Below are 17,956 nucleotides of genomic sequence, written 5' to 3' on the forward strand. Positions count from 1 at the left end.
GGTTGGGCTGAAGCGCACAAACCGGTCTTTACCAAAAGGATATTTAATTTCCTGATATGAATAAGCAAAGGACAGGCCAGTTTTATAACCGCATGATTTAAATGAATTAATTGGGGAAAGGAGGAGTAATACTGATAGGGCAGGAACCAAAACCGCGCAGCGGAGGGTGCACGCGGTCCATTGCGGGGCATATAGCTAGTCTGCAGAAATCTCCGGGGCGGGTTCGCTAAACAGATAACCTTGTGACTCATCGATTCCCAGCGCCATCACCACTGCCTGTACTTCTTCACAATGAACAAACTCTGCAACCGTGCGAATGCCTGCATTGCGGGCGAAATAGACAATGGCGCGTACAATTTCATAACTGGTACGGTCAAGATGGATATTACGGATGTATTTGGCGTCAATTTTGATGATATCGACTTCAAGTTCAAGAATGCGTTCGAAGTTGGAATATTCGGTGCCAAAGTCATCAATCGCCAGCTTATAACCTCGCTGTTTGAGGGCATGCAACTGAGGTATGTGCGTCTGTTTACCACCGCTGCTGGTGCCCTCAAGTATTTCCAGTGTGATGCGCTCAGGCGATACACCATGCAGCTGTGTCATCTGGTCCAGGTAGTCAGGCAGGTAGCCCAACTCCAGATCGGTTTCGGTGATATTAATCGCCAACTCACCTTCAACCTGTGCCAGCATTGCCACGCCCTGTTCAACCACTATGCAGGTGATGGAACGCATCAACCCGGATAAAGCCGCGACCGGCAGGAAATGAACAGGACTGAAAATCTCTCCCTCATGTTCCAGTCGCACCAACGCTTCCCATTTCTGAATTTTGCCACTGCGGTTATCACGTATGCCTTGATACCACGCGCGGATGCCGCCGTTGCGAAGTGCCTCGTGCAAGCGGCCATTCCAACCGATGTAATCTTCCTTCTGCTGTCGTGCCGGAGCATCATATTTGGGATCGAATACGTGAGTAGCACTTTTGCCACTGCGTGCGGCACGCTTAAGTGCCACCATGGCACTGCGCAATAGATCTCTTCCTCCACACGCAAGCCCGGCATTGAAGGTCAGATAGAAGTTGAGACCATCCAGCTGCGCTGGTTCAGTAGAAAAGTGTTGCCGCAACCGCTGTACTTCGCCGACCGGATTTTCCAGCTGGTCATAAAGCAAGGCAAACTCATCTGCACTGCCTCGATAGACCTGCGCGCCTTTCGCGTTGCGATGCAGCTCATCTGCCAACGTCCGCAGCAGCTGGTCACCCACACCAAGACCATAGGCGGTGTTGATATAGCCCAGATTGTTGAGATTCAGTAATACCAGAACTGCCGTTTCGGGAGCACGCTTGAGGGCTTGCAGAAGGCTTTGAGTATTGGGAAGACCGGTTAATGCGTCATGCTCAAGGCTGAAAATCAGTTCTTCACGCTGTGCTTGCAGTTGCATTTGCTGCGCATGGCGAAGCAGAACAATCGCAATCAGGGAAGCGCCGACATCCAATAATCGCTTGTGAAAATCTGATGGGTTACGGTGTTCAAATGAAGACAGGGCAAATGAGCCGATGGCCTCCCCTTGCTCGTTGCGAACAGGAAACGACCAACAGGAGCAAAGGTTAAAGTCCTCTGCCACGCTACGCAAGTTACTCCAGCGGGGATCAGTGAAGGTGTTATATACGAACACTGGCGCATTACCGTAGACCGCATTACCACAGGAGCCGCTACCTGGCCCAGGTTTAAGCCCATCCAAGCGGCTGACGCCTTCAGATGAAATACTCGGGGCCGACACAACACTCATTCTTTCAGTGTGGCTGTCGAGCCGCATGAACGACGCCACAGCACCCGGCAACAGCTGCTCTGCCATTTGGCAGGTCTCGGTAATGACATCAAGATAAGGAGTGTCAGACGCTATCAAGCTGCATATCGTCCGCTGCAGAGCCAATATATGATCGAGTTCACTGAGGCTAAGCGACACTTCTTTTTTGTTGGACTGGAGCATCCTAGTTCCCCATACAGGTGCCCTGTTTCAAACGTCGCAAACAAAACAGGCCGTACATTTAATCACTAAACGCACGGCCTATTGTACAGTGGTATGGCTACAGAAATTCAGTTTTTTTCCATCGCCTCGCAGGCTTCCAGCGTGTTCTGCAACAGACAGGCTATGGTCATGGGCCCCACACCACCGGGTACCGGTGTGATGGCTGACGCCTTTTCAGATGCACTGGCGAATTCAACGTCCCCGACCAGTCGGCCATCGTCCAGCCGATTGATGCCCACATCGATCACCACGGCACCGGGCTTGAGCCACTCGCCCTTGATGAACTCGGGAATTCCCACGCCAGCAATCACGATGTCGGCCGTAGCCAGTTCCGCTGGCAAGTCTTGGGTTTTGGAGTGACAAACCGTGACGGTAGCTCGAGCCATCAGCAGCTCAAGTGCCACCGGGCGGCCCACGATGTTGGAGGCCCCCACCACAACAGCCTTTTTACCTTCCGGGTTGATGCCATAGGCAGCCAGCAGACGCATGCAGCCATAGGGTGTGCAGGGGCGAAGGGTTGGAGCCTTGCCCGCCAGACGCCCCAGATTATAGGGGTGGAATCCATCCACATCCTTGGAGGGATGTATACGCTCAATGACCGACTGCACGTCGATCTGACTCGGCAGTGGCAGTTGCACCAGAATCCCGTGGATCTGATCATCCGCGTTCAGAGTATCAATCAACTCAAGCAACTGCGCCTGCGTTGTGTCCATCGGCAAGCTGTGATTGCGTGACAGAAAGCCCACTTCTTCGCAGGCCCTGACTTTGCTGCGTACATAGACCTGTGACGCCGGGTCCTGCCCGACCAGTACTACGGCAAGTCCGGGCCGTGGCTTGTTGGCGGATACACGCTCGGCAACCTTGCCTGCAATCTCCATCCGTAATCCGGCCGCTACGGCTTTGCCATCGATCAGTTGAGTGTCCAAGATCGTCTCCTGAATCAAGGTTTTTAAAAGGGCGATACCCCCGCCACCCTATCATCAGGTGCAGGGCTTACTGTGGCCTGCGGACTCGTTTGCGAGTCAGCAGGCCATGGGTCCTCAGAATCCCTGGCCGGGGATCCAGCTGGTGCCCGCCAGCGGCACACGGGCCATGGCGGCGGATTCAACGGTCAGGGCAACCAGGTCTTCCGGTTCCAAGTTGCGCAGATCGTTCTTGCCACAGGCTCGCGCCAGGGTCTGCGCTTCCAGTGTGAGCACTCGCAGGTAGTTGGCCAGACGGCGTCCCCCTTCGACCGGATCCAGTCGCTGCATCAGGTCCGGGTCCTGTGTGGAGATGCCCGCCGGGTCCTTGCCTTCCTGGTAGTCATCGTAGAAGCCGGCGGCGGAGCCGATTTTCTGGTAATCATCGCTCCATTTCGGGTCGTTGCAGCCCAGTGCCACCAGAGCAGCCGTGCCGATGGCAACGGCATCGGCGCCCAGCGCCATGCACTTGGCCACATCGGCGCCGTTACGGATACCGCCGGAGACGATCAACTGCACCTTGCGATGCATGCCCATCTCCTGCAGTGCCTGTACCGCCTGCGGAATGGCCGCCATGGTGGGGATGCCGACATGCTCGATGAACACATCCTGAGTCGCGGCGGTACCGCCCTGCATGCCGTCCACAACAATCACGTCAGCACCGGCCTTGACCGCCAGCTTCACGTCATAATAGGTACGGGTTGCACCGACCTTGATGTAAATCGGCACCTGCCAGTCGGTGATTTCACGCAGTTCCTGAATTTTGATCGCCAGATCGTCCGGGCCGGTCCAGTCCGGGTGACGACAGGCCGAGCGCTGGTCGATGCCCTTGGGCAGGTTGCGCATCTGGGCAACACGGTCGGTAATTTTCTGACCCAGCAGCATGCCGCCACCACCGGGTTTGGCACCCTGGCCCAACACCACCTCGATGGCATCCGCCTTGCGCAGGTCGTCCGGATTCATGCCGTAGCGAGACGGCAGGTACTGATAGACCAGCTTGCTGGACTGACCGCGCTCTTCGGGGGTCATACCGCCATCACCGGTGGTGGTGGAGGTGCCCACGATGGAGGCACCTCGTCCCAGCGCCTCTTTGGCGTTGGCTGACAGGGCACCGAAGCTCATGCCGGCAATAGTCACCGGGGTTTCAATCACGATCGGCTTCTTGGCAAAGCGGGTGCCCAGGGTCACCTGGGTATTGCACTTCTCGCGATAGCCTTCCAGCGGGTAGCGCGACATGGACGCACCCAAAAACAGCAGATCATCAAAGTGTGGCAGCTTGCGTTTGGCGCCAAAGCCGCGAATGTCATAGATGCCGGTGTCCGCCGCGCGACGGATCTCGGCCATGGTGGTACGGTCAAAGGTCGCGGACTCACGCAGGCCCGGATTGACGTTGATATCGTTGCTCATAATCAAGTCCTCAAAAATCGGATTCAACGGCTGCCCGTCTCGGATATTGGGGGCAGCCATGATGGCCTGTTGATCATCAATACGCGGACGCGTTGTCCACCTTGAAGTTATACAGCTGACGGGCAGACCCGTAGCGCTTGAAGCTGGACGGGTCTTCGTCCACTCCGGCACGGTTGAGCAGATCCGTCAGCTCTTCGATATGCTCGGAACGCATCTCTTTCTCGACGCAATCGGCACCCAGGGACTTCACTTCGCCCTTAACATAGATGTGCACCTCATAGAGGGAATCGCCCAGCGCTTCACCGGCATCTCCGCAGACAACCAGTGAGCCGGACTGACCCATGAAGCAGCTCATGTGGCCAACATCACCCTTGACGACAATATCGACCCCTTTCATGGAGATGCCGCAACGGGCACCGGCGTTGCCTTCGATTACCAGCAGTCCGCCCTGTGCCGTGGCACCTGCCGCCTGAGAGGCATCGCCCTTGACGCGAACCGTGCCGGACATCATGTTTTCTGCCACGCCCTGACCGGCGTTGCCGTGAATTACCACATGCGCCTTCTTGTTCATGCCGGCACAGAAGTAGCCGGCATGACCGCGAATATCCACGGACAGGTTCTGATCAATACCGCAGGCAATGTTGTGCTGGCCTTTGGGATTCAGTACTTCAAATTCACGCTCCAGACACTCCTGTGCCTGATCATGCAGCGCCTGATTCAATTCACGGATGCTGGATTCAGCCAGATCAATCGTTTTCATATTCAATACTCCTCAAACAGGCGCTTAGCTGCGTTCCCAAACATAGAAAGTGGCCGGCTCCGGTTCCCATACTCTGGCATTCTCGATGCCCGGCAGAGTGGTCAGGGCCTGGTACTCGGATGCCATCGCGACGTAGTCATCGGTTTCAGCCAGTACAGCAGGCTTGCAAGCAATCGGGTCACGCATGACCGCAAAACCGTTACGGGTGCCGATGGTGAAAGTGAAGAATCCGTCCAGGTCTTCCAGTGCATGTTCCAGCGCCTGCTTCAGACTGTCGCCTTCCTGCAGCCGCCAGGTCAGGTAACCCGCGGCGACTTCAGAATCGTTCTGGGTTTCAAATGTGATCCCTTCACGCTTGAGGTTTTCACGCAGGCGATTGTGGTTAGACAGGGAGCCGTTATGCACCAGGCACAGGTCCATGCCGGTAGAGAACGGGTGACTGCCTTCCATGGTGACAGCCGACTCGGTCGCCATGCGGGTATGGCCGATGATATGGCTGCCTTTCATGCCTTCCAGGTTAAAGGTCTCAGCGATCTTCTCCGGCAGACCCACTTCCTTCAGGATTTCGATCGACTGGCCAACGCTCAAAATCAGCACATCCGACGCTTCTTCAGACAGCCACTCGCGCAGTGTCGCCTCCTCGGCATGCACCTTGAACACCGCCACACTGGCGTTCTGGAACCAGCTCAATTCCAGCTGGAGTTCGGTTTTCAGACGGGTGGCAAGTGCCTCCCAGTCATATTCTGCGTCCGGGTGACGCAGGGTCAGCTTGACCCAGCCTTCGCCCACTTCATCACCGTAGATGGCGAAGCCTGCGCTGTCCGGACCACGATCGGTCATTGCGATCAGCATCGGTTTGAACAGTTCACCAATCCGGCTTTCCAGCTCAGGATTTTTCAGATAAAGCCCGACAATTCCACACATAATCACATTCCTCGTAACAAATCCGGATCAGAAAAATTCGGCGTAGTGACTGACTTCCCAGTCCGACACATGACGGCTGTATTCAACCCACTCGGTCCGTTTCACCTTGAGGAACTCGGACACGATTTCCTGTCCCAACGCTTCGGTGAAAACGGTGTCCGCTTCCAGCGCATCCAGCGCCTCGTTCAGGTTCTGGGGCAGGATCTCGACACCTTTCTCCTTGATCTGATCCAGAGTCAGGCTGTACAGGTTGAGGTTCATCGGCTCACCCGGGTCCAGCTCGCGCTCGATACCATCCATGCCTGCGGCTATGATCGCTGCGGTGACCAGGTAGGGGTTACAACCGGAGTCCGGCAGTCGGAATTCCAGTCGGCCATAAGGGACTCGCACCATGGCCGAGCGGTTGTTGTCGCCGAAGCAAATGTAAGCCGGCGCCCAGGTGGCACCGGAGGCGTTGCCACCCACGACAAGACGCTTGTAAGAGTTGACCGTCGGTGCAGCGAAGGCACAGAGTGCCGGTGCGTGCGCCAGCAGGCCCGCCGTAAAGTGATAGGCCATTTTGGACAGCCCCATGCCACTCACATCGTCCGGGTCATGGAACAGATTGCGGCCATCCTTGTCTGTGATCGACAGGTGGAAGTGCATGCCGTTACCGGTGCGATCGGAAGACGGCTTGGGCATGAAGGAACACACCATATCCAGCTCGTTGGCGATCTCGCCCGCCGCCATGCGTACAAAGGTGAAACGGTCAGCCGATGTCAGTGCATCGCTGTAGGTGTAGTTGATCTCGAACTGGCCGTTGGCGTCTTCGTGGTCGATCTGATACACATCGAAATCAACCTGCTGCAGCGATTCAACCAGTTTTTCCAGAAACGCACGGGAACGTGACAGACCCTTGTAGTCATAGCAGGGCTTGTCCAGTACATCACTTTCATCCACTGGCATCAGGACACCCTTGTCATCACGGGTGAACAGCGAAAACTCGGGCTCCACACCGGTATTCAGCGTCCAGCCCCTGTCGGCCAGACGCGCCAACTGCTGTTTCAGAACCACACGGCTGCAATAGGGATGAGGCGCATTGCTCACATAACCGTCACAGGCAATGCGGGCATAACCCGGCTGCCAGGGTACGATGCTGAAGGTTTCCAGGTCACCGCGAGCCATGAAGTCGGGGCCATGTGGCTCCATCCCCAGTCCCCAGACAGCAAACCCGGCAAAACCGGCACCTTTTTCGACCACATCCATAAGGCAGCTGGCCGGCACCGACTTGGTCTTGGCCACGCCGTGGATATCAACAAACTGCGCCAGCACGTACTTGATGTTGTTCTGGCTGATAATGCGTTCGATCTCTGCGGGCATCATGATGCACCTCCTGTCGTTTTTCGAGTTGCGCTGAGGTCATCAAGGACCGCGCTGAATATTTCGCTGAGATAGTGTCGGTAACTCGGATCGGCACCGATCAGCAGACTGCCGCTTTCAATTTCGTGGTAGAGCCAGCAGTTGACGCCAGCCACTGAGGTCATTAGCCAGTTGCCGCGCTGAAGCTGGCGGAAATCGTACTGACACAGGTGTGCCATGAATGCGATCCAGTTACCCCCGGTCAGTTCGAACACGCAGTCGTAGCGGCGGAAGCACCACTCTCCCTGTGGCGCAGGAAGGGTGCCAGCAAGCATCGCCATGTACTCGTCACGTCCGGTTCGGGCCACCAGAGCGCCGGGGCGCTCTTCGGCACTCAAGACCGCCTCAGGCAACGGCAAGCCTGCCGCTGCCAGCACTGCCTTGCTGTCAGATCCGGTCAGCAGATAGCTGCTCAGTTCACGCACACCGATCTGCAGCGTGTTCGGTTGTTGTGTGTTCATCAGGCCACCTCCGTCAGATCAACGGTCTGACGCGCACCTTCGGCGTCATAGAAGGGAGTTGCACAGGGTTCAAGCGATACCAGTTCACCGCTGTCGACACGCACCTTGAAATCGCCTTCAGTTGCAGCCAGAGGCATGTCCACCATAGCCAGACCGATATGGCGGCCCAGGGAGGGGCTGTAGGCGATACTGGTAATGCGACCGGCGATATCACCGTTTTCGATCAGCAAGTGGCACTCTTTCGGCCGCTCGCCGCTGTACCCCTTGGGCAGCATGAAGCCGCACAGATGTCGGTTGCAGCGCTCTTTCAACAGCGCCAGTGAAGGCTTGCCGGTAAACCAGGGCTTGGTCTTCAGCGGCACAGCCCAGGGCATGTTGGCTTCGAAAGGGTTGGTCAGGCCATCGGTGTCCTGACCGACGATGATGTGTCCCTTTTCCAGCCGCAGTACACGCTGTGCTTCAACACCGAATGGACGAATACCGTACTCGGTGCCCTTTTCCATCAGGGTGTTCCAGATCCGTTCGGCGGCATCCACCGGCAGGTGGATCTCGTAACCCAGCTCACCGACAAAGCCGACCCGAATCAGGCGCACAGGCACACCGCACAGCGTGCCTTCTCGGCAGCCCAGATAGGGAAAGTGCTCTTCGCTCAGATCGATATCGGTCAGCGGCTTAATCAGCGTGCGAGCATGGGGGCCGGCCAGGTTCATCGCCGCCAGCGTTCCGGTGCGATTCACCAGACGAACATCCAGCCCCCACTCGATCACATGGCGTGACAGCGTACGGAACGTGGCATCGGCATGGCTGGTGGTGGCGGTAACATAGAAGCGATCTTCGGCGATGCGTCCTACAATGCCGTCGTCAACGATGACGCCGCTGTCATCCACCATCAGGGCATAACGGGTCATGCCCAGTTTGATGTTGGACATGCGCATGGTGTAAGTGCCATCCAGCAGTTTGCCAGCGTCCGGGCCCATCACTTCGATCTTGCCCAGTGTGGACACGTCGATCAGGCCCAGAGCCGTGCGCACCGCCTGCACTTCGCGCAGAATCGCCTGGGCACGCTCCTCGGGGCGGCCATAGAATTCAGGCCGCACCCATACCCCCGCTTCCATCATCTGAGCGCCATTGTCCAAATGCCACTGGTGCAGCGCAGTCAGACGCTCGGGACGGAAGCGACGACCGGCCAGTGCCTGTACCGGCACCGGATGGAACATGGGACGCGCTGTGGTGGAGCCGGTCTGATCGATGCTGCGACCCGTAACGGCGGCCAGCACACGAATGCCGTTCATGTTGGCATGCTTGCCCTGACTCGGGCCCATACCTACTGTGGAGAAACGCTTCATCAGCTCGATGTTGTCGAAGCCTTCCTTCGCCGCGTTGATCAGATCCTTGAGCTGCAGATCTTCGTCGAAATCCACGAAGTTCTTGCCTTTCGGGTGCTTCACGATCGGCCAGGGGTGGGAGTGCGCCACGCTGTCGCGGAAGGCACTCAACGCCGCCGTAACCGGCTGGCCTTTGAGCCAGGCAGCCGCCTCGGTTGCTGCACGCTCTCCATCGGCCAGGCGCTGCTGCAGCGTAAACGCACCGTTCAGGCGACCGCAGGCGAAGATCCCGTTCGGCAGCTCCTGTGGCAGGAGCTGCTCCAGGGTAAAGTCATAGGCCAGACGGCCACCGGCCTGATACAACAACTGTGAAGCCGGTGCCCAGCCGACGCTCATCAACAGCAGGTCAACGTCAAACTCTCGCGCCTGCGTGGCATCACACTGTTCGCCATCAAAAGGCGCCACCACAACACGCTTAAGCTGGCCCTTGCCCTGCGCCTCATGGACCGCATGCCGTTCCAGCACCGGTACCTTGAGCGCCACCAGCTCGTCTGCCCAGGCACCGCGACCGCTGGCGGAGCCCATGTCGATCACCGCCGACACCTGAACGCCGGCCTTGATCAGATCGAGCGCAGCGCGGTAGCCCTCGCTGTTGGCGGTCAGTACCGCCGCACGCTGCCCCGGCTTGACCGCGTAACGCGCGATCAAGCGCTGGGCACCCGACGCCATCATCACACCGGGCAGGTCGTTGTTGCGAAAGACCGCTGGCTGCTCCATCACACCGGTGGCGCTGATTACGGCGCGTGCACGCATCTTGACGATGCCATTCGGGCCCACAAGCGGCACGTAGTGATCGGTGTACCAGCCGCAGGCCAGATGCGCCGGCAACACCCGTATATTGGCGTGAGACTGGACCTTCTGTTTAAGACTGGACCGCACCGGCTCCGCTTCTGCCTCGTTCACCAGCTGATAGTCCAGGCTGCCGCCGATCTGCGAGTTTTCATCCACCAGCACCACATCCAGCCCCTGTTCGGCTGCGCTCAGCGCAGCCTGCATGCCGGATGCACCGGCACCGATCACCAACAGATCGCAGAAACCGTAGGATTTGGGCTGACGGCGCACACTCCAGCCGGTATCAATACGCCCCAGGCCCGCTTTTTCGCGAATCAGGCGCTCCCACATCGGGAACAGTTTTTTCGGTTTGTGAAATGCCTTGTAGTAGAAGCCCACCGGCAGAAAGCCCGACAGCTTCTCGATAATCCGGTCCCGGTCGTTCTCAAGGCTGCCGTTCACGTTGCAGGCGCTCAGCACCATACCCTCGGTCAAAGGCGTTACATCGCCGCGGATATTGGGCTCTTCACTGCTCTGGAACAGCGCGTTAACGTCATGGTTGGCCAGTGTTACGGCCCCACGCGGGCGGTGATACTTGAAGCTGCGGCCCAGCAGGGTCTGGCCCGCCGCCAGCAGTGCGGAGGTGATGCTGTCGCCGCGGTAACCGGTATAACGACGGCCTTCAAATTCAAAGTCACAGAGCGCCGAGCGGTCGATCCACTCCAGCGGCTGCTGATCAAGCCGGGATGTCATAGCGCACCTCCTCCAGGTCGATAAACCGAAGCACTTCATCCTTCAGGGTGTCGCGCTCCATCACATACCAGCGCCCGGTCGGACGGTGGTACCACCATTCGCGCAGCAGGCCCGGTGCACCGTTTCTGTTGAATACATACTCGGCCCAGGTGATCTCATCCGCGTCCATCGGTGGCTTGCGAACCTCTCCGACATAGTCGAACTCGCTGATCGGCCGACGGCCTATTACGGGACAATCAAATACTTTCATCGCCCTCTCCTCAGTGCCCGACCGATGCTGCACCCTTCTCGCCGACCAGATCGAAGTCGGCGAAACGGGACAGTCGGAAGGGTTCAATCAGTTCATGGTTGCGGTCGTTGGCCAGCGTCCAGGCCATTGTTTTGCCGCTGACGGGAGTGGCCTTGAAGCCCCAGGTCCCCCAGCCGGCATCAAGGTAGAAACCCTCAATCGGGGTCTTACCCATGATCGGGGCAAAGTCGGGGGTGATATCACTCATTCCGGCCCACTGGCGCATCACTTTCATGCGGCTCATGAACGGGAACAGGTCGATCATTTTGTCGGTCAGCCCTTCAACGAAATCAAAGCTGGAGCGGGTGGAGTGCAACACCGATGGATCGACCGAAGCCCCCATCACCATTTCGCCACGCGAGGACTGGCTGACATAGACATGCAGGCTGCCGGATACGACGATGGTGTCCATGAACGGCTTCACCGGCTCGGACACACAGGCCTGCAGCGGGTAGATCTCTATCGGGGTCTGCAACCCCAGCATGGAGGTGATGCGCGGGGTGGAACCGGCCACCATGGATACCACCTTGTTACAGCTGACAAAGCCGCGGTCGGTTTCAACACCGGTTACCCTGTCGCCCTGGGTACGGATGGCAGTGACACGGGTTTTCTGATGAATCTCCACACCGCGGTTGTAGGCGCCCCGAGCGTAGCCCCAGGCAACGGCATCATGACGTGCAACCGCGCCCGGCGCATGATAGAGCGCGCCCATCACCGGGTTGTGGCCGGCACAGTCGAGGTCCATGTAGGGCACTTCTTTGGCGATGAAATCGCGATCCACCACTTCGGAATCGATGCCGTGATGCTTGTTTACCTCGGCACGCCAGCGCATGGTGCGCAGAGCACTGTCAGTGTGCGCCAGCGTGAAGTGGCCTCGTGTTGAGTAGAAGATGTTGAGGTCAAAATCGTCAGACAGATCCTCAAACAGCTTCAGGCTGGTGTCGTAAAACTTCACCCCTTCAGGCGTGAGGTAGTTGGAACGCACGATGGTGGTATTGCGGCCGGTATTGCCGCCACCGATGTACCCTTGTTCCAGCACCGCCACATCCGTGATGCCGTGCTCCTTGGCGAGGTAGTACGCACAGGCCATGCCGTGACCACCACCACCGATGATCACCACGTCATAATGTGATTTCAGTGGCCGGGTTTCCGGAAAGAACCGGGGCTCATTGTGAGACGACGTGAAGCCATGTTTAAGCAGGCGCCAGGGCATAATATTCTCCTAGGCAAAGACAACGGTTTTATTGCCGTGTACCAGTACACGGTCTTCGATGTGGTAGCGCAGGCCGCGTGCCAACACCGACTTCTCCACGTCCTTGCCCAACCGGACCATATCCGCAGTGGTGTTGTGGTGGGTAACGCGATGCACGTCCTGCTCAATGATCGGCCCGGCATCAAGCTCCGAGGTGACGTAGTGACAGGTGGCACCGATCTGTTTCACGCCGCGCGCGGCGGCCTGATGGTATGGGCGTGCGCCAATGAAGGAGGGCAGGAAGCTGTGGTGGATATTGATGATCCGGCCCGGATACAGCTCACACAGTTCTTCGGGAATGATCTGCATGTATTTAGCCAGCACAATGGCATCGGCTTCCGCCGCCGCGATCTGTTCACGCACGGCACGGAAATGCGGTTCCTTGTTGCTCATATCGACCGGGACGTGTACATAGGGAATACCGTGCCACTCGACATAGGAGCGCAGGTCGTCATGGTTGGAGATGACACAGGGAATATCGATGTTCATCTCCCCCGAACGCCAGCGGTACAACAGATCCGACAGTGCATGCGCTTCCTTTGATACCATCAGGACCACGCGCTTGCGCTGGGAGGAGTCAGTGATCTGCCAGTGCATGCCGAACGTCTCGCCCAGCGGAGCGAATTTGGCTTTCAGTTCTTCCAGCCCAAATGGAAGCGAATCGGCCAGTACTTCGTACCGCATGAAGAACTGGCAGTTCTCTGTATCAGCGAACTGATGTGCCTCGCTGATCCAGCCACTGTGAGAGGCGAAGAACTGGGTAACGGCTGCTACAATCCCGACCCGATCAGGGCAGGAGACGGTCAGACGGAATTTGCGTGCATGTTGGGTTTCGATTGCCATGACCTTGTCCCATATTTCTTTAAAGGAAAGTTTATTTCCTTAAGGTAAAAGCAATCTCTTTGCCAACTTTGCTCTTCAGGCAAAAAAATTGCGCACAGCAAGGCTAAGGCATTGTTTTAGCTTATTATGTGAAAATAAATATACTGTCAGGAATATTAAGCTATTCAAGCCTCACTCATGGTTGCACGCAGAAAAACGCACCATTGGTGAACAGAACGCACAAGAAAGGAGCATGACGCCCATGAGCGATGCCGATAACCCGAAACTGAAGCTTGAGCAGTACATCGCCATGCGCGTGAAAAGCAAACGTACCGAGCAGAGCCTGAAGATCACCGATGTTGCCCGCATCGCAGGGCTTAGTCAGGGTATGGTGAGCAAGATTGAAAACGCGCAGGTATCCACCAGCCTGGATACGCTGAGTCGATTGTGTGATGCCATTGGGCTGCCGATTTCACAGCTGTTTACCGACTATGACCGCCCCGAGGGTACGGCACAGCTGACCAAGGCAGGTGAAGGGATGGAGGTGGTGCGCCGCGGGACCGAGAAAGGCCACACTTACCAACTGCTCAGCTACCACCGCGGCAAGAAGAAAAGCTACGAGCCGTTTCTGATCACCATGGATGATGCCAGCGAGGTGTTCCCGACCTTTTCTCACCCCGGTCAGGAGTTCATCTACCTGCTGCAGGGACAGATTCGCTACCGGCACGGCAACCATCTGTACGACATGGAGCCCGGGGATGCACTTTCATTCGATGCAGAGATTCCCCACGGGCCTGAAGAGTTGCTGGAGGTTCCGATCCAGCTGCTGTCGATCATTCATTATGATGACCAGTAGATGTAAGCCTGCCGTTTTCGGATCAAGACTCTCAGCCTATCCTTCTACCCGGTTTCGCCCGGATGATTTGGCACGATACATGGCGCGGTCTGCGGCCCCCACCAGCTGACGGATACTGTTACCGTTTTCCGGAAAACCACTGATGCCCGCGCTGAAGGTCAGTTCCAGCGACTCCCCCCCTTGGGTAACAAAGGGTACGGCATTGAAGTGTTTCAGCAGGCGTTGCATCATGCCGTGAGCGGAGCTGCGATCCATCCCCGGGAACAGCAGCAGAAACTCTTCGCCTCCCCAGCGGAACAGCCACTCATCGGCGCGCAGGCAGCGGCGCAGTTCATCGGCCACATGACGAATGGCCCGATCACCTTCCAGATGACCATAATCGTCATTGAGCGGCTTGAAGTGGTCGATGTCGAGCATCACCACTTGCAGGGGCTGATTATCGCGTCGGCAGTCACGCAGAAAACGTTCAAACAGCTCATACCCCGTGCGCCGATTATAGAGCCCTGTCAGTTCATCGCGCTGGGATCGCTCGAGCAGCTCGGCGGCATAATGCTCGGATTCTGTGATATCCAGCACAAGGCCGATCATGCGCTGCGGACGACCGTCCAGATCGTGTTGTGCCACCATCCCTCGGTCATGTACCCAGAGATAGTGTCCGTCACGGCTGCGCAGGCGGTATTTAGCCTCATAGCGCGACGACTTGCCCTGCAGATGATCCTGCAGCAGCGTGATAACGCGCTCCAGGTCTTCCTGATGTACCGAGTTGCGCCATGTATCCAGAGTGGGTGAGCTGATCTCGTTCGGGCCATAGCCCAGCATGCGGAACCACTGCGGACTCAGAAAGAGGCTATGGTCCTGCAGGTTCCAGTCCCACAGGCCGTCACTGGACTCATTCAGCAACAGTGCACGAATCAGCTCATCATCCGTCAGGTGTTCGCGATGTCGGTGGTGCTCGCTCAGGTCACGTGCCACCGAGACCAGATAGCCACGTCCCTTATATTCCAGATAGTCTGTGACCACCTCAACCGGGAAATCGGTACCATCCTTGCGCACATGCCGCCCCATGAAGGTGTAATTGCCCGCAGCGATAATGGCAGCCGATATTTCACGCCACTGGTTGGGGCCGGTCACATCCTGATTCAGACTCAGTACGCTCTGGTCAATCAGCTCCTCTGGGCTCATGCCCAACGCTCGACAGCCCGCCTCATTGGCCGCAAGTATCGATGAGCTGTCGGGGTCAATCACATAAATCGCATCACTCACACCATGAAACAGACGTGTGAAAAATGCATCCTGCAACGGGTTACCTCTGTCCATGTATACTGTGCTCCAGCTCCTGTGCCGAGCCCGGTCGGCTGTACAGGTAGCCCTGAAAACCCTGGCAGCCCGACGTCACAAGTGCCTGTCTTTGTTCATTCGTTTCGACCCCTTCTGCCACAACGGACAGATCCAGGCTTTGGCCCAGCGCCACAATGGTACGGATAATGGCGGCATCGTTGGGATCCGTCATCAGGTCACGCACAAAGCTTTGATCAATTTTCAATTTATCCAGCGGCAGGCGCTTGAGATAACTCATGGAAGAATAGCCGGTGCCAAAATCATCAAGGGCGAAATGAACGCCTCGCTGGCGAAGTACCTGCATTTTGTCGATGGTCTGCTCTATGCTCTGCACCAGCATGCTTTCGGTCAGCTCCAACTCAAGCGCACATGCATCGGCCCCGGTTTGATCCAGAATCGAACATACTTCGGTGACAAACCCCTCATCCTGCATCTGACGGGCACTGATATTCACGGCGATACGAACGTTCGCAAGCACAGGATGCTGTTGCCAGGCGACAAGCTGTTCACAGGCGGTCCGCAGGATCCAACGCCCAAGTGGCAGAATCAAACCGCTGGTTTCGGCAACTGGAATGAAATCGGCCGGCGAGACCATGCCCTGCTCGGGATGCTGCCAGCGGACCAGCGCTTCCATTCCGATCAATTTGCCCTCCAGGTTGAACTGGGGCTGATACCAGAGTCGAAACTCATCCTGTTCCAGCCCACGGCGCAGGCCGGCTTCCAGCTCGGCTCTCAGCCGCACCTGCGCCTGCATGGAAGGATCGAAAAAGCTGAATCCACTGCGCCCGGCACTTTTGGCTGCATACATGGCCAACTCTGCCTTTTTGATCAATCCACGAATATCACCGGGCGCATCGGAGAACATGGCCACGCCGATACTTGCGGTTCCGGTATGGGTGTTGCCATCACTCAGCTCAAAGGGTTCACTCAGCGCCAGCAATGTCGTGTTTACATGCTGTTCCACCTGCATCAAAGCACGATCACGGAAGGGGCTGAGCCCTTCCAGCAGCAGAATGAATTCATCTCCGCCGAAACGGGCCTGCATGAAATGTTCCAGCGGCAACTGATTCAGCCGTGCCGCCACAGCCTGCAACAATTGGTCACCCACCTCATGGCCCTGATCATCGTTCAGGTCACGGAAGTTATCCAGGTCGATGAACAGGATCGCCCCTTCCTGACCATTGGGCTCTGCCGCCATAAGTGCCACCTTGAGCCGCTCCTGCAGCTGGCGCCGGTTGGGCAACCCGGTCAGCGGGTCAAAATGAGACAACTGGTGCAACTGCTGCTGATGCTTGCGCTGTTCAGTGATATCGGTGGATACGCCACACAACCCGCGCACCCTTCCCTTGGCATCACACAGCGGCATTTTGACCGTCATCAGCACACGGGGCTCGGTTGAGTCGACCGGCGTGATCACTTCCTCAACCACCACACGCTTGCCCTGTTCAATCACCTGTCGATCGGCCTGGCGGATATCCTGCAAGGTGTCCGGGTCGAAGAAATCGGCGTCACTGGCCCCGGTTAACTGCTCTTCAGTGCGGCCCAGGAAACGGCACAGAGCAGCATTTACATACTCGTAACGGTAGTCCCTGCCCTTGTGGTAAATAAATGCCTGAATATTGGATAGGATGTCATTCAAGTGCGCTTCGTTTGCCTCGAGGGCACGAGTACGTGCCTGTACCTGTCGCTGCAGCAGCCAGACAAATGCCAGCGCCAGCAACAGCAGCAGAGCAGAAACCGACAGCCCCCACACCAGAGCAGGAGGCACCAGTGCCGCTGGGGTTTCGCCACCCCAGCGTTTCATCAAGTTATAGTAGGGGGAGTTCGCATCATCACGCCAACGTTGCAGCCAGTAGTCGATTCGTGACTGCAACTCATACCCTTTCCCGAGTGGAGCCGCGTAGTAAAGCCGACTGGGCTGAAACACGATAGAGGTCGGGATGATGCCGTATTCAGCTGCGTGATAGTTGCCGTACAGATGGTTGCTGACCGCCAGATCCACATAGCCCTGCTGCAACTCCTGTAACGTTTCCTGCAGGGTGCTCACCGGCATGATGCGAGGACTGATATCAAATCCGTCCATCAACTGCTGCAGGTATTCATGCTGGACACCATCGGCCAGAATCGCGACCCGCTTCCGATCCAGATCCAGTGGCGAATGGATATTGCTGCCGGGCCGGCTGAACAGCTGAGACCAGCTGTGCAACGCCGGTACCTGATGAAAGTCGTAAAGCTCCTGCCGCGCCGGGCTGCTGGCCACATCCGGCATCAGGTCAATATCGCCCTGTGACAACAAACTCAGGCAGCGCTGCCATTCACACTGTACCGGTTCCAGTTGCCAACCTTCACGTTCAGCTATTGCCTGCAGCAAGTCGCCCAACAGCCCACTGGGCCGACCATCGGCTGCCGGCATGATTTTGGGTTCATTTTCATACACGCCGACCCGCACGACTCTGTCGGGTGTCGCCATACAGGCGCTGGACAGCGTCACAGCCAACAGCATCACATACCGCAGCATCGGAGTGGACAAGGGTTTTCTCACTGCACCTT

Annotated in this window: 14 protein-coding genes; 1 reads left to right on the top strand and 13 read right to left on the bottom strand. The window is 57.3% G+C overall.

Annotated elements, in window-relative coordinates; genetic code table 11:
• Window positions 1–195 precede the first annotated feature (195 nt).
• The 11 genes from BLV48_RS15435 to purU all read right to left on the bottom strand — a co-directional run bounded on the left by BLV48_RS15435 (window position 196) and on the right by purU (window position 13,233).
• Complete coding sequence (locus BLV48_RS15435) at window positions 196–1,989, bottom strand: EAL domain-containing protein (protein WP_091827692.1); 1,794 nt, start codon at window positions 1,987–1,989, stop codon at window positions 196–198.
• 107 nt (window positions 1,990–2,096) lie between these two features.
• Window positions 2,097–2,954 carry a bifunctional methylenetetrahydrofolate dehydrogenase/methenyltetrahydrofolate cyclohydrolase FolD gene (gene folD / locus BLV48_RS15440; RefSeq protein ID WP_091827693.1) on the bottom strand — a complete coding sequence of 286 codons (858 nt, stop codon included), beginning with the start codon at window positions 2,952–2,954 and terminating at the stop codon, window positions 2,097–2,099.
• 114 nt (window positions 2,955–3,068) lie between these two features.
• Window positions 3,069–4,397 carry an FMN-binding glutamate synthase family protein gene (locus BLV48_RS15445; protein ID WP_091827731.1) on the bottom strand — a complete coding sequence of 443 codons (1,329 nt, stop codon included), beginning with the start codon at window positions 4,395–4,397 and terminating at the stop codon, window positions 3,069–3,071.
• 76 nt (window positions 4,398–4,473) lie between these two features.
• Entirely contained in the window at window positions 4,474–5,157 is a 684-nt protein-coding gene (locus tag BLV48_RS15450) for a GltB/FmdC/FwdC-like GXGXG domain-containing protein (protein ID WP_091827694.1), read from the bottom strand.
• Between the two features lie 24 nt (window positions 5,158–5,181).
• Window positions 5,182–6,081: a class II glutamine amidotransferase gene (locus tag BLV48_RS15455; RefSeq protein ID WP_091827695.1), complete on the bottom strand. Its 900-nt coding sequence runs from the start codon at window positions 6,079–6,081 to the stop codon at window positions 5,182–5,184.
• Window positions 6,082–6,108: 27 nt separating this feature from the next.
• Window positions 6,109–7,443 carry a type III glutamate--ammonia ligase gene (glnT, locus tag BLV48_RS15460; RefSeq protein WP_091827696.1) on the bottom strand — a complete coding sequence of 445 codons (1,335 nt, stop codon included), beginning with the start codon at window positions 7,441–7,443 and terminating at the stop codon, window positions 6,109–6,111.
• Window positions 7,440–7,940, bottom strand: a complete 501-nt coding sequence (locus BLV48_RS15465; protein ID WP_091827697.1) for a hypothetical protein — start codon at window positions 7,938–7,940, stop codon at window positions 7,440–7,442. Before BLV48_RS15465 ends, glnT begins: the two co-directional genes overlap by 4 nt.
• Window positions 7,940–10,849, bottom strand: a complete 2,910-nt coding sequence (locus BLV48_RS15470; RefSeq protein WP_091827698.1) for a 2Fe-2S iron-sulfur cluster-binding protein — start codon at window positions 10,847–10,849, stop codon at window positions 7,940–7,942. The genes BLV48_RS15465 and BLV48_RS15470 overlap by 1 nt, the downstream gene beginning before the upstream one ends.
• On the bottom strand, window positions 10,833–11,099 hold the full coding sequence (locus BLV48_RS15475; protein ID WP_091827699.1) for a sarcosine oxidase subunit delta: 267 nt from the start codon (window positions 11,097–11,099) through the stop codon (window positions 10,833–10,835). Before BLV48_RS15475 ends, BLV48_RS15470 begins: the two co-directional genes overlap by 17 nt.
• Before the next feature lie 10 nt (window positions 11,100–11,109).
• Window positions 11,110–12,351: an FAD-dependent oxidoreductase gene (locus BLV48_RS15480; RefSeq protein ID WP_091827700.1), complete on the bottom strand. Its 1,242-nt coding sequence runs from the start codon at window positions 12,349–12,351 to the stop codon at window positions 11,110–11,112.
• Between the two features lie 9 nt (window positions 12,352–12,360).
• Window positions 12,361–13,233 (bottom strand): formyltetrahydrofolate deformylase, encoded by an 873-nt coding sequence (gene purU / locus BLV48_RS15485; RefSeq protein WP_091827701.1) that lies wholly within the window; start codon window positions 13,231–13,233, stop codon window positions 12,361–12,363.
• Window positions 13,234–13,474: 241 nt separating this feature from the next.
• On the opposite strand from purU, the gene BLV48_RS15490 reads away from it, so the two are divergent.
• Window positions 13,475–14,068: a helix-turn-helix domain-containing protein gene (locus BLV48_RS15490; RefSeq protein ID WP_091827702.1), complete on the top strand. Its 594-nt coding sequence runs from the start codon at window positions 13,475–13,477 to the stop codon at window positions 14,066–14,068.
• Between the two features lie 36 nt (window positions 14,069–14,104).
• Here BLV48_RS15490 and BLV48_RS15495 read toward each other — a convergent pair whose 3' ends face one another.
• The gene (locus BLV48_RS15495) at window positions 14,105–15,385 is read right to left on the bottom strand and encodes a sensor domain-containing diguanylate cyclase (protein WP_091827703.1); all 1,281 of its coding nucleotides are present in this window, start codon (window positions 15,383–15,385) and stop codon (window positions 14,105–14,107) included.
• Entirely contained in the window at window positions 15,372–17,948 is a 2,577-nt protein-coding gene (locus BLV48_RS15500; RefSeq protein WP_254775063.1) for an EAL domain-containing protein, read from the bottom strand. Before BLV48_RS15500 ends, BLV48_RS15495 begins: the two co-directional genes overlap by 14 nt.
• Window positions 17,949–17,956: the final 8 nt, after the last annotated feature.

The sequence above is a fragment of the Marinobacterium iners DSM 11526 genome, from assembly GCF_900107855.1.
Classification (GTDB): Bacteria; Pseudomonadota; Gammaproteobacteria; order Pseudomonadales; family Balneatricaceae; genus Marinobacterium; species Marinobacterium iners.